The organism is Amnibacterium setariae (assembly GCF_003581425.1).
Taxonomy (GTDB): domain Bacteria; phylum Actinomycetota; class Actinomycetes; order Actinomycetales; family Microbacteriaceae; genus Amnibacterium; species Amnibacterium setariae.
This window is the reverse complement of the sequence record NZ_QXTG01000001.1, coordinates 75,913-87,967: the sequence shown is the minus strand read 5'-3', so window position 1 is coordinate 87,967 and position 12,055 is coordinate 75,913. Positions and strand designations below refer to the sequence as shown.

Annotated in this window: 10 protein-coding genes; 7 read left to right on the top strand and 3 right to left on the bottom strand. The window is 73.8% G+C overall.

Annotated elements, in window-relative coordinates:
* Positions 1–6 precede the first annotated feature (6 nt).
* On the bottom strand, positions 7–2,364 hold the full coding sequence (locus D1781_RS00445; RefSeq protein ID WP_119480346.1) for an ATP-binding cassette domain-containing protein: 2,358 nt from the start codon (positions 2,362–2,364) through the stop codon (positions 7–9).
* Between the two features lie 635 nt (positions 2,365–2,999).
* On the opposite strand from D1781_RS00445, the gene D1781_RS00440 reads away from it, so the two are divergent.
* From D1781_RS00440 to D1781_RS00420, 5 genes are all read left to right on the top strand, one after another.
* Entirely contained in the window at positions 3,000–4,088 is a 1,089-nt protein-coding gene (locus D1781_RS00440; RefSeq protein WP_199706316.1) for an XdhC family protein, read from the top strand.
* Between the two features lie 54 nt (positions 4,089–4,142).
* On the top strand, positions 4,143–5,129 hold the full coding sequence (locus D1781_RS00435) for a helix-turn-helix transcriptional regulator (protein ID WP_119480345.1): 987 nt from the start codon (positions 4,143–4,145) through the stop codon (positions 5,127–5,129).
* A 140-nt stretch (positions 5,130–5,269) separates the two neighbouring features.
* A complete protein-coding gene (locus D1781_RS00430) occupies positions 5,270–6,418 on the top strand; it encodes a TerC family protein (protein WP_119480344.1) in 1,149 nt (382 codons plus the stop codon).
* Positions 6,419–6,451: 33 nt separating this feature from the next.
* Positions 6,452–6,679, top strand: coding sequence for a hypothetical protein (locus D1781_RS00425; RefSeq protein ID WP_119480343.1), 228 nt, complete (start codon positions 6,452–6,454; stop codon positions 6,677–6,679).
* Positions 6,680–6,917: 238 nt separating this feature from the next.
* Complete coding sequence (locus tag D1781_RS00420; RefSeq protein WP_119480342.1) at positions 6,918–7,898, top strand: ferritin-like domain-containing protein; 981 nt, start codon at positions 6,918–6,920, stop codon at positions 7,896–7,898.
* Between the two features lie 66 nt (positions 7,899–7,964).
* Here D1781_RS00420 and D1781_RS18010 read toward each other — a convergent pair whose 3' ends face one another.
* Together D1781_RS18010 and D1781_RS00410 are read right to left on the bottom strand one after the other, a co-directional pair.
* Entirely contained in the window at positions 7,965–8,789 is an 825-nt protein-coding gene (locus D1781_RS18010) for a hypothetical protein (protein WP_119480341.1), read from the bottom strand.
* Positions 8,790–8,859: 70 nt separating this feature from the next.
* Positions 8,860–9,921 carry an amidase domain-containing protein gene (locus D1781_RS00410; protein ID WP_119480340.1) on the bottom strand — a complete coding sequence of 354 codons (1,062 nt, stop codon included), beginning with the start codon at positions 9,919–9,921 and terminating at the stop codon, positions 8,860–8,862.
* A 202-nt stretch (positions 9,922–10,123) separates the two neighbouring features.
* Here D1781_RS00410 and D1781_RS00405 point away from each other — a divergent pair, with 202 nt between their 5' ends.
* Positions 10,124–11,380 carry an LCP family protein gene (locus D1781_RS00405; RefSeq protein ID WP_119480339.1) on the top strand — a complete coding sequence of 419 codons (1,257 nt, stop codon included), beginning with the start codon at positions 10,124–10,126 and terminating at the stop codon, positions 11,378–11,380.
* Positions 11,377–12,048, top strand: a complete 672-nt coding sequence (locus D1781_RS00400) for a DedA family protein (protein WP_233550857.1) — start codon at positions 11,377–11,379, stop codon at positions 12,046–12,048. Before D1781_RS00405 ends, D1781_RS00400 begins: the two co-directional genes overlap by 4 nt.
* Positions 12,049–12,055 lie beyond the last annotated feature (7 nt).

The window sequence follows — 12,055 nt, the reverse complement described above, 5'->3', positions numbered from 1 at the left end:
CGGTGCTCAGGCGCCGACGTACTCCGCGAGGTGCTGCCCGGTCAGCGTCGAGCGGGCGGCGACCAGATCGGCCGGCGTCCCCTCGAAGACCACCCGGCCGCCGTCGTGCCCCGCACCCGGGCCGAGGTCGATGATCCAGTCCGCGTGGGCCATCACCGCCTGGTGGTGCTCGACGACGACGACCGAGTCGCCGCGGTCGACCAGCCGGTCGAGCAGCGCGAGCAGCTGCGCGACGTCCGCGAGGTGCAGGCCCGTCGTCGGCTCGTCCAGCACGAGCACGCGACCGCGCTCGCCGAGGTGCGTCGCGAGCTTGAGCCGCTGGCGCTCGCCGCCCGAGAGCGTGGTGAGGGGCTGACCGATGGTGAGGTACCCGAGGCCGACGTCGACGAGCCGCGCGAGCACCGCCTGCGCGGCCGGCACCCTCGCGGTCTCGCGGAAGAACGCCTCCGCCTCGGCCACCGGCATGGCGAGCACCTCGCTGATGTCCCGGCCGCCGAGCCGGTACTCGAGCACGGAGGCGTCGAACCGGCGCCCGCCGCACACCTCGCACGGCGTCGCGACGCCCGCCATGATCCCGAGGTCGGTGTAGACGACGCCGGCGCCGTTGCAGCTCGGGCACGCGCCCGCGGAGTTCGCGCTGAACAGCGCGGGCTTCACGCCGTTCGCCCTCGCGAACGCCTGCCGCACGGGATCGAGCAGGCCCGTGTAGGTGGCGGGGTTGCTGCGTCGCGAGCCCCGGATCGGGGACTGGTCGACCGTCACGACGTCGGGCAGTGACGACACGGAGCCGCCGATCAGGGAGCTCTTGCCGGAGCCGGCCACGCCGGTGACGACGACGAGCACGCCGAGCGGCACGTCGACGTCCACGTCGCGCAGGTTGTGCGCGGACGCGCCCCGCACGGCGAGCGCTCCGGTCGGCGTCCGCACCGCGGCCTTGAGCGCCGCCCGGTCGTCGAGGTGCCGCCCGGTGACGGTCCCGCTCGCGCGGAGGCCCTCGACGGAGCCCTCGTAGCAGACGGTCCCGCCGGCCGAGCCCGCGCCGGGGCCGAGGTCGACGACGTGGTCGGCGACGGCGATCGTCTCCGGCTTGTGCTCGACGACGAGCACGGTGTTGCCCTTGTCGCGGAGGCGCAGCAGCAGGTCGTTCATCCGGCGGACGTCGTGCGGGTGCAGCCCGGTCGTCGGCTCGTCGAAGACGTAGGTGACGTCGGTGAGGGACGAGCCGAGGTGGCGGATCATCTTGACGCGCTGCGCCTCGCCGCCCGAGAGCGTGCCGGAGGCCCGGTCCAGCGAGAGGTACCCGAGCCCGATCTCCTCGAAGGAGTCGAGCAGCTGCTGCAGCGAGGCGAGCAGCGGGGCGACGGCCGGTGCGTCGAGGCCGCGGACCCACCCCGCGAGGTCGCTCACCTGCATCGCGCAGGCGTCCGCGATGCTCGTCCCGTCGATCCTGGAGGAGCGCGCGGCGGCGGAGCGGCGGGTGCCGCCGCAGTCCGGGCAGGGCGTGAAGGTCGCGACGCGGTCGACGAAGGCGCGGACGTGCGGCTGCAGGCCCTCCCGGTCCTTCGAGAGGAACGACTTCTGCACCTTCGGCACGAGGCCCTCGTAGGTGAGGTTCATGTTCCCGATCCGCACCTTCGTCGCCTCGCGGTACAGGAAGTCCTGGCGCTCGGCGTCGGTGTAGTCGCGGATCGGCTTCGCCGCGTCGAGGAAGCCGGACTCCGCGAAGACCCGCACCTGCCAGCCGTCCGCCGTGTAGCCGGGGATCGTGATCGCGCCCTCCGCGAGCGAGCGCGTCTCGTCGAACAGCTGCGCGAGGTCGATGTCCGACACCGTGCCGCGACCCTCGCACCGCGGGCACATGCCGCCGGTCACCTCGAAGGTCCGGCTCGTGGTCGCGCCGTCCGACGTCGTGAGCACGCCGGAGCCGCGCGCCGAGGGCACGTTGAAGGAGAACGCCTGGGGCGAGCCGATGCGCGGGCTGCCGAGCCGGCTGAAGAGGATGCGCAGCATCGCGTCCGCGTCGGTCGCCGTGCCGACCGTCGAGCGGACGTCGGCGCCCATCCGCTGCTGGTCGACGATGATCGCGGTGGTCAGCCCGTCGAGCAGGTCGACCTCCGGCCGGGCGAGCGACGGCATGAAGGTCTGGACGAACGCGCTGTAGGTCTCGTTGATCAGGCGCTGCGACTCGGCGGCGATGGTGCCGAACACGAGGGAGCTCTTGCCGGAGCCGGAGACGCCGGTGAACACCGTCAGCCGGCGCTTCGGCAGCACGACGTCGACGCCCCGCAGGTTGTGCTCGCGGGCGCCGCGCACCCGGATGAGGTCGTGGCCGTCCGCCGGGTGCTGCGTCGTCGTCGATGCCATGCGTCCGTCCGCTTCGGGGGGTGGAGCTCGGGGCACCGACGATATCCGCGGGGGATTCGGAGCAGAAGTGCGGATTCGGCGAGACGGGTGTGCCCCGCACTGGGGAATCATTTCCGGATGCGCCGCGGGGTGCGCCCGATTACGATCGTCGACATCGGGCCACTTCCCGCTGGGGGGCGGGAATCGAGGCCTGATTCGCTACGGAGACGCCGCGGCGGCCGATTGGGGGATCGGTCGCACGCGGCGTCTTCCGTTCTCTCCGCCCTGAGCTGCTGCGCGCCGGGGGGAGGCGCGCCGTTCCGCATCAGGACGGGGGAGTCCGCCTTCCGAGACGGGGATCCGGTCCGCCTTCGGGTCGGCGGTCCGGGAACTCGGAATGCGGTTCGGGGTGGGTCGGGTATCGCTGGGTATCGCTATCCGCGGCGGGTACCGCGGTGGCATGACGGTAGCACGCGAGAGGACAGACAGATCTGTCTGTCCTCGTGATCTCGTGCCCCCATTCCGGGGTGCGAAGAGGAATTCGAGAATTCCGCGGGTGGAATTCGAACGCGTGTGGCATTCCTTCTCGACCCGCCGACTGCCGCTGTTCCCGGAGCCGTCATGCGGACGAAACGCCGCGCGGGCGATGATCGAGCGTGCTCGAGCTCGCCGACCGCCTGCTGCCGCTGCTCGCGGCCGGGCGCCCGGTCGCCGTGGCCACGGCCGTCGACGTGGTCGGCAGCGCGCCGCACCTGGCCGGCACCTCGATGGCCGTGACCGAGGAGGGCCCGGTCGTCGGCGCGGTGTCCGGCGGCTGCGTCGAGGACGCCGCACTCCGCGACTGCCGCGCGCTGCTCGCGGGCGGCACCGCCGGCGCGCGGCGCTTCGGCTTCGGGGACGACGCCGCGGGCCGTGCCGGGCTCGCCTGCGGGGGCGAGCTCGACGTGCTGGTCCACCTCGCCGACGGTCCCGGCGTCGCCGACGAGCTGCGGGCGGCGCGCGACGGACATCCTGCCGCCGTCGCGCTCGTGACGACCGGGCCGGCGCCCGTCGTCGGCCGGCTCGTCACCGCCCGGACGGTCGAGGCGCTCGTCGCCGAGGTCCCGGGTCTGTCCGCCTCGCAGCTGCGCGGCGCGATCGAGGGGCGCCGGGACGCCGGGCGCTCCGGCCCGGTCGAGGTCGCCTGCTCGGGGGCGGCGCTCCGGCTCTTCGTCGACGTCGCCGCGCCCGCCCCCCGGCTGTTCGTCGGCGGCGCGACGGAGACCGCCGTCGCCGTCGCGGCCGCGGCCGCGGCGATCGGCTACCGCGTCACCGTGTGCGACCCGCGGGCGACGTTCGCGGACCCCGCGCGGTTCCCGGCCGCCGACCGCGTGCTCGTCGGGCGGCTCCACGAGGTCCTGGCGGACGCGGCGCCGACGGCCCGCGACGCGGTCTGCGTGCTCGGCCACGACGAGGACCTCGACCCGCTCGCGCTCGCCGTCGCCCTCGAGTCCCCCGCCGGCCACGTCGGCGCCCTCGGGTCGCGGACCACGACCGCGCGACGGCGCGAGCAGCTGCGCCTGCTCGGCGTCCCGCGCGAGGCGATCGAGCGGCTGCGCATGCCGATCGGGCTCGACCTCGGGGCCCGCACGCCCCAGGAGGTCGCGGTCGCGGTGGTGGCCGAGCTGCTCGCCGCGCGGGCGGGCACGGACGGCGGACCGCTGACCGGGCGCGAGGGCCCCGTGCATCGCGCGCTCGCGCGCTGAGCCCCGCCCAACCGGCGGAGCCGCGGCTCCGAACCCCTCCACATCGGAGGGAAGATGCTGCGCGACGACATGACGGCCCGGGGCTCCGCGCCCGCCGCCGGACCCGGCACCGGGCTCGGCCGGTCGGCCGTCTCCACGCACGACCGGGCCGAGGCGGCGCTGGCGCTCCACCGCGCCTACCCGCGCATCGCCGTGGAGGTCCGCGGCGACGGCCCGTTCCTCTTCCGGCACAGCGCCGTCGGCGACGCCAGGCTGCGCAGCACCGAGCTCGTGCTGACCGGTGCGGCCCGGGCGGCCGGCGCCTTCGACGAGGGCGTCGTCGCGGTCGCGGAGGTGCTCGGCGGCCGGCTCGCGGTCGAGGCCGCCCGCGCCCGGATCGAGACCGGCGGGCCGTTCCTCCGCCCCGACGGGCACGCCCGCGCGATGGCCGAGGACGTGCACCTGCGCGCGACGGCCATCGACGCCGAAGCCTTCCGGCGCGCGGCCGAGCGGTACGACCGCGAGGGCGGGCGGCGCCGCTCGACCCGTGGCACGCCGGCCTCGCCGGCCGCGGCCGCCGCGTGGACGTGGACGGCGGCGCACGTGCAGCGCACGCTCCGCGACCCGGAGTCGTCCGGCAACCCGATCGTCGCCGGCGAGCTCTTCGACCTGACGGTGCGCACGCTGCTGGCCTGCTTCGCCGACGGGCCGGAGCCCGAGGCGGGGCTCGAGGCCTCGCCGAAGGCCCTGCGCCGCGCCATCGCCTACCTGGAGGAGCACGCGCTCGATGCCGTCACCGTGCCGGACGTCGCGGCCGCGGCCCGCGTGTCCGTCCGCTCGCTCCAGTCGCTGTTCCGCCGCCACCTCGGCGTCAGCCCGATCGAGCACCTGCACGCGATCCGGCTGGACGCCGCGCGCCGCGAGCTCACCGCGGGCGCCGAGGAGTCGAGCGTGCGGACCGTCGCGGAGCGCTGGGGCTTCGGCAACAGCGGACGGTTCGCGCGGCTCTACCGGGACCGCTTCGGCGAGCGGCCCAGCGAGACCCTGCGCGCACACCGCTGATCGCCCCGTGCGCTTATGCGCGAGGTAAGCGTGCGCTGAAGGCGTGCCGCCGAACGGCTGACGAGCAGCCTGCATCCGACCTGAACGCGGTCCGCGTCCGGTTCCATGACGGGACCGAACGGATCCACAGGAAGGACCCCATGAACGCGCCGGCCCTGGTCTGGGTGCTGACCGTCCTCTTCATCGTCGGGCTGCTGCTGTTCGACTTCTTCGCCCACGTGCGGAAGGCCCACGCGCCGAGCCTCCGCGAGGCCGCCGTGTGGTCGGGGGTCTACGTGGGCCTCGCGGTCCTCTTCGGCGTCGGGGTCCTCGTGCTCGCCGGGCCGGAGACGGGCGGCGAGTACTTCGCCGGCTACCTGACGGAGAAGGCCCTGTCGGTCGACAACCTCTTCGTCTTCGTCGTGATCATGGCGGGGTTCAGCGTGCCCCGGGAGTACCAGCAGAAGGTCCTGCTGTTCGGCATCGTCTTCTCGCTGGTCGCCCGGACCGGGCTGATCTTCCTCGGCGCGACCCTCATCGACGCCTTCGCGTGGATCTTCTACCTCTTCGGCGCGATCCTCATCCTCACCGCGGTCAACCTGCTGCGGTCGAAGGACCACGACTCGGTCGGCGACAACGTGATGGTGCGGCTGGCGCGCCGGTTCCTGAACACCACCGACGACTACGACGGCGACCGGATCACGACGCGCGTCGACGGCCGCCGGATGTTCACGCCGATGATGCTGGTGATGGTGTCGATCGCCGGCACGGACATCCTCTTCGCGTTCGACAGCGTGCCCGCGATCTACGGCCTGACGGAGAACGTCTACATCGTCTTCACCGCGACGGCCTTCTCCCTCCTCGGCCTGCGGCAGCTGTTCTTCCTCATCGACGGCCTGCTCGACCGCCTCATCTACCTGAGCTACGGCCTCGCCGCGATCCTCGGCTTCATCGGCGTGAAGCTGCTGCTGCACGCCCTGCACGAGAACGACCTGCCGTTCCTGAACGGCGGCCGCCCCTTCCCGGTCCCGGAGATCGGCACGCCGCTCTCCCTCGGGGTGATCGTCGGCATCCTGCTCGTCACCGTCGTCGCCTCGCTGCTCACCCCGGCCGGCCGCCGCAACGGCCGGCTGCTGAAGCTGCGCGAGCACGCCGCGATCGTGCTCGACCCCGACCGCTCGCTCCGCGAGCGGCAGGAGGCGCGGGCGGAGGTGGACGCGGTGCACGACGAGATCGCCGCGAACCGGGACGATCTCCCGCCGGAGGATGAGACCCTTCTTCACGAGGCCCGTTCGACGCGGCTCCGCTGACCGGAGCCCACGGGAGGAAAGGATCACCGACGCGTGGAGCTCACGACGTACCCGACCGCGGCGCTGTACGCGCTGCTCGCCCTGATCACCGCCGGCGTGGGCGTGGGCATCATCGTCTGGCAGACGGGCGCGTCCCGGAACGCGCTCGTCGCGCGCCGCAGCTTCCTCGTCGGCGGCGTCCTGCTCGTGCTCCTCGGCGGGGTCGTGCTGCTGACGCAGATCTTCGCGATCGTCACCGCCTCGTACGGCACCCTCGGCTGACCCGCCCTCCGGGACCTCCGGCACGAGGTTCCGTGCACCGCGCCCGGCGGCGCGTGCACGGGACATGAACGGGGGGACCGCTTGCGTGCAGCACAGGCCCGTTCGCGCCGACTGTGCGTGCAGTCGAGCGCGCCGCGCCGTGCCGCGCGCCGTGCCGCCCCTACCTTCCGAGCACGCCGCTCCCGCGGCGACCGCGGCGCGGTTGGCGCCGCCGGACACGACTCGGCAGGAGCCGGATTTGTACGAGAAGCAGTTCATCAGCGAGGCCGTCCAGCGCAGTGCCGCGACGGACGTCGACCGTCGCAAGCTCTTCACGATGCTCGGGGTCGCGGGCGTCGGCGCCGCAGCGGCGACCGTCGTCGGCGGTGCCGCGGCGAACGCCGCCCCGGCCGACGCGGCCTCGGACGCGGCGACGGACGCCGCCGTCCTCAACTTCGCGCTCAACCTCGAGTACCTCGAGGCGGAGTTCTACCTCCGCGCCGTCACGGGCGAGGGCCTCGGCAGCAAGGACGTGCACGGCACCGGCAAGTACGGCACCGTCTCCGGCGGCCACGAGGTCCCCTTCAAGTCGAAGGCGATCGCGAAGTACGCCCGCGAGATCGCGCGCGACGAGCGCGAGCACGTCCGCTTCCTCCGCGGCGCCCTCGGCAAGTCCGCCGTCGCGCGGCCGAAGATCTCGCTCGACGCCGCCTTCACGGCCGCCGCCGTCGCGGCCGGCGTGATCAAGAAGGGCCAGAAGTTCGACGCGTTCGCGAACGACACGAACTTCCTGCTCGCCGCCTTCCTCTTCGAGGACGTGGGCGTCACGGCGTACAAGGGCGCCGCGGGCCTCATCACGAACAAGACGTACCTGGACGCCGCGGCCGGCATCCTCGCCGTCGAGGCGTACCACGCCGGTGCGATCCGCACCGTGCTGTCGGCCGAGGCGGAGAAGAACCACGCCGTCTACGGGATCGTGCAGAAGCTCTCCGACGCGCGCGACTCGCTCGACGGCAAGGGCGACGACGACCAGGGCATCAAGTACGGCAGCGACTCGGGCTGGAAGCCGAAGAACCCGTCGAACCTCGTGCCGACGGACCGTCACGGCATCGCCTACGGCCGCACGCCGGACCACGTGCTGAACATCGTGTACCTGAACCCGAAGAAGGTCACGAAGGGCGGCTTCTACCCGAACGGCGTCAACGGCGGCGTGAACACCAGCGGCGGCGCCGCGAGCTGACGCTCCGCGCACGCAGGACGGGCCCCGGTCGATCGACCGGGGCCCGTTCCGCGTCCGGGGGAGTGCTCAGCGGTCGTCGTCGCCGCGGCGGCCGCCCGCGCGCGGCAGCGGCTCGGTGCGGTCGGACTCGAGCAGCGGCGCGAAGAGGCGGTCGATCGCGGAGTCGCGGTCGGCGCCGCTCCCGCCTGCAGCCGGGTCGGCGGCCGGCTCCGCCGCGGGGGCCGGAGCGGGCGCGGGGCGCGGCGACGGCGTCCGGCGCGGCGTGGCCCGGGGCGCCCGAGCGGGCTTCGCCTTCGGTGCGGGGGCGGCGGCGGGCGCGGGCGGCGTCCCGACGGGGAGCACCTCCGTCGGCGCGTCCTGCGGGCCGGTCTCGCGAGCGGGCGCGTCCGCGGCGCTCGTGACGGCGACCGCGGGAGCGGGAGCCGACGCCGGAGCGGCCGGCTCGGCCGGCTCGGTCCGCGCGGTCGGTTCGGTCGGCTCGGTCGACACGGCCTCGGGGGCGGTCGCGGTGGCGGGAGCGCTGGAGGCGCCGGCGGCCGGCGCGGGCCGTCCGGGTCGGCGGGCGGAGAACGGCACGCGCGGCGCCGCCGTCCGGCCCTCGGTCGCCGGCGCGGTCGAGGCGCCCTGCTCCTCCGTCCGCGCGGCGGCCCCGGTCCGCTCGGCCTTCGCCGCCTGCGCGGCGGGCCGCGGCCGGGGTCCCGGCGCCGTCAGGCGGCTCCGAAGGCGCCGGAGGCCGGCTCGACGGTCCACGCCGTTGCGGTCGAGCACCACGTCGAGGGCGAGCACCGCGGCCAGCAGCAGCAGCGCCGCCAGCGCCAGGAGCGCGATCAGGACGAGCGCGGTCACGGCGGCGGCGACGACGCCGAAGACGAGGGAGAGGAGCGGGGTCACGGCGCGCCAGTATGCCCCTCACGGGGGACGGCCGCATGACCGCGACCGGGACGCCGAGGGCTCCTCAGGCCTACTTCAGCAGGTGGAAGAACTGGATCCGCAGGGTGGAGCCCTTGATCTTCTGCTTCGCGTACCAGGCCGCGAGGCTCGTCGTCCCGCCGCCGTACTGGCGGTTGAGCGTGTGGGCGACGTAGTAGACGTCGTGGGTCCCGTCCGGCAGCACGACGACCTTCGAGACGACCGCCGTGTGCTCCCACGCCGAGTACTTCTTCGAGTGGCCCGGCCAGCGGAACTGCACGATGTCGCCCACCGCGACCTGGTCGCGCTGGCGGTAGTTCAAGTGCGTCGCCAGGTCGGGGCGTGACGACAGGTACGAGCTCAGCGCCGTGGACGACACCCAGGCGCCGCTCCAGTTCCCCGGCCCGTAGTTGAACCACTGCGCGGTCCGCTTCCAGCCGCGGGCCAGCAGGGTCTGGCTGGCGAAGTTCGCGCAGTCGTTCCCGCTGAGGTACCCGAAGCTGCGGTTCGAGTAGGCGTTCCAGTTCTTGAACGCGTACGCCATCTGCTTGTCGAGCCGGCTGTCCGCCTTGTACTGGAAGGTGAACGGCGTCGCCCGCGGCGTGCGGTCCGACCAGGCGGTGACCGTGATCCGGGCGGTCTTCGGCTGGTAGTCGATCGCGTTCGGCAGGGTGAAGGTCGCACGGGTGGGCGACAGGACCTTCAGGTTCGGCGCGGGCGTGCCGGCGACCTGCACGCCGGCGAGGTTCGTGAACTGCGTTCCCGTGATCGTGGCCGTGCGCGAGAGCGCGGTGTGGCCGACGTGCTTGTTGATCGTCGCCACGACCGGCAGCGGGACGGTCGGCGTCGGCGTCGGGGTGATCCGGGTGGGCGTCGGCGCGGGCGTCGTGGGCGCGACGGAGGGCGCCGCCGTCGGCGTCAGGACGGGCGTCGGCGTCGCGGTCGGGCTCGCGACCGGGGACGCGGTGCGGATGGGCGTCGCGGTCGGCGCGGGCGCCGCGCTCGTCGCCGGGGCGGGCGTCGGCGTCACGGCGACCGCCGGGACCGCGGCCCCGGTGGCGGCGAGTGCGGCGATCGCGATCGCGGCGGTCAGCGTCGTCGTTCGTGCGTTCATGAGCGGTGCGTGGTCCCCCGTCAGCGGTTTCCGGGCGAATCCATGGGGACCGAGCCCTGTTCAGGGGAAACGCGGTCAGTAGGATTCGCTCGGCGTGCGCGTTCGACGGTAGTTCGCGGCCTCCGCGACCTCGTCCCCCACTGCGAGGCGCACCGGAGGTGCAGCACGAAGCGCCGCAGGTGCACGGGAAGGAGGTCGGTCGATGACCGGATCGCGCCCTGCGCCGCTCGCGCGGCACGGCCGGCTCCGCTCGCCGGGGCTCGCCGCCGCGATCGTCCGCGTCGTCGCGATCGGGCTGTGCGTCGTCGTCGTCGCGGGCCTCAGCGTCGGCGCCATCGCGTTCAGCCGCATCGACGGCAACCTCCGGCAGCGCACGACGACCCTGCCGGGCGACACCGACGTGCCGTCGATCGGCGCCTACTCCGGCACCGTGAACCTGCTCCTCGTCGGCAGCGACACCCGCACGGGGCAGAAGGGGCACTACGGCGAGAACCCGGGCAGCACCCTCAACGACGTCAACATCCTGATCCACATCAGCGAGGACCACACCAAGGCGACCGTCATCAGCTTCCCGCGCGACCTCTACGTCTCGCGGCCCGCGTGCACGAACCCCGGGGACACGAAGGAGCGGCTGCCGTCCGCGACGGGCGTGAAGATCAACAGCGTCCTCGAGTTCGGCGGCCTCGGCTGCGTGCGCGACACGGTCGCGTCGCTCACCGGGATGCGGATCCCCTTCGCGGCCCTCATCACCTTCGACGGCGTCGTCGAGATGTCGAATGCCGTCGGCGGCGTGCCGGTGTGCGTGGCGAAGCCGATCCGCGACGACTACACGGGCCTCCGCCTGTCGAAGGGCGAGCACAGTCTGCAGGGCACGACCGCGCTGAAGTTCCTCCGCACCCGCCACGGCGTCGGCGACGGCAGCGACGTCACCCGGATCAGCTCCCAGCAGGTCTTCCTGTCGTCGCTCGTGCGCAAGATCAAGAGCGACTCCACGCTGACCGACGTCACGAAGCTCTACGGCCTGGCGATCGCGGCGACGCAGAGCATGAACCTCTCCTCGTCGCTCGCGAACGTCGACACGATGGTCTCGATCGGCCGCGCGGTCGCGCAGATCCCGCTCGCGCAGTTCGTGCTCGTGCAGTACCCGACGACGCTCTACGGCGACGGGCTCGTCCCGAACGAGAAGAGCGCGACGGTGCTGATCGACGCCGTCAAGGCGGACAAGAAGCTGACGCTCGCGAAGTCGCAGAAGGGCGCGACGGACGGCAAGGGGTCCGTCGACGAGAGCGGCTCCTCCGCGAGCCCGAGCCCCTCGTCGTCCTCCTCGTCCGCGTCCCCCTCCCCGTCGCCGAGCGGCTCCGCCTCGTCGAGCGACACCGTGGACCTGCCGGACACGGTCGTCGGGCAGACGGTGGAGCAGCAGACCTGCTCGGTCGGCAACGACCTCGGGCGCCGGTGACGGCGCTCGCGATCCCCCGCGGCGCGGGCGGCGGTTCGGGGGAGGGCGGTCTCGTCGCGTTCGCGGGCGACCTGCTGAACCGGCTCGGGGACGTCGGCGTCGGCGCGCTCGTGCTCCTCGAGACCGTGGTGCCGCCGATCCCGAGCGAGGTGATCCTGCCGTACGCGGGCTACCTCAGCCGCGAGGGGAGCCTCACCCTCGTCGGCCTGATCCTCTGGAGCACCGCCGGGTCGACGGTCGGCGCCCTGCTGCTCTACTGGCTCGGCGCCGCGCTCGGCATGCGCCGCGCCTCCCGCCTGCTCGCCCGCACGCGCCTGGTCGACGAGGACGACCTCGACCGCGGCGCCGCCTGGTTCCACCGGCACGGCGCGGTCGCGGTGGTCGTCGGCCGCCTCGTGCCCGGCGTCCGGAGCCTCATCTCGCTGCCGGCGGGCGCCGACCGGATGCACCTCGGGCTGTTCGTGCTCTGCACCGCGATCGGCAGCGGCGCGTGGAACTCGGCCCTCATCGGTCTCGGCGCCGCGCTCGGCACGCAGCGGCACCTGATCGACCCCTACCTCGACGTGCTCGACAAGGTCGTCTACGTCGCGCTCGCCGTCGCCGTGGCGGTGCTCGTCGTGCGGCGCCGTCGGCGTCGTCGCGCGCGCATCGAGGCCGCCGAGGACTGAGGAGGGG